Consider the following 507-nt stretch of genomic DNA (forward strand, 5'->3'; position numbering starts at 1 on the left):
GTGCGCGCGGGGGTTGTGGGTGACGTGGTGGGAGGCGGTCCGGGCCGGCGGACGCCCGGTCTCCCCCGGGCGGTGGGGACGGGTGCTGCGGGCGTTCCACGCGCTGCCGCCGCCCGGGGAGTCCGATGGGCTCGTGCTGCCGGGTTACGACGCGTTCGATCGCACCGCCCGCAGGTTGCGCACGCCGCCCGCGGGGCCTGCGGCGGCGGATGTCGCGTTCCTGCGCGACCGGCTCTCGGAGGTGCGGGAGCGGGTGGTGGCGCTGCGTTTCCCCTCCTCCCCGGTCCCGGTGCACGGTGACGCGCACCCGGGCAACGCGCTGGTGGGAGCCCTCGGGGCGGGTGGTGCTCCTGGACCCGGACGGGGTGTGCAGGGATCACCCGGAGTGGGATCTGCTGCCGATGATCACCGATGCCCGCCGCACGGGGTGGTGCGGCCCGGAGGAGCTGGAGGCGTTCCTGCGCGGGTACGGCGAGGGCGGGGACGGCTCGGCCCCCCGGGTGGCGG

General features: G+C 77.3%; 2 pseudogenes. Both read left to right on the forward strand.

The annotated features are described in order from the left end of the window. Positions 1-82 precede the first annotated feature (82 nt). Positions 83-268: pseudogene (locus tag FOE67_RS30705) on the forward strand (aminoglycoside phosphotransferase family protein); the annotation flags it as partial. Positions 269-296: 28 nt separating this feature from the next. After that, positions 297-507 (forward strand): annotated as a pseudogene (locus FOE67_RS29890) (hypothetical protein); the annotation flags it as partial.

It is taken from the genome of Streptomyces calidiresistens (assembly GCF_014141525.1).
In the GTDB taxonomy this organism is placed as follows: Bacteria; Actinomycetota; Actinomycetes; order Streptomycetales; family Streptomycetaceae; genus Streptomyces; species Streptomyces calidiresistens.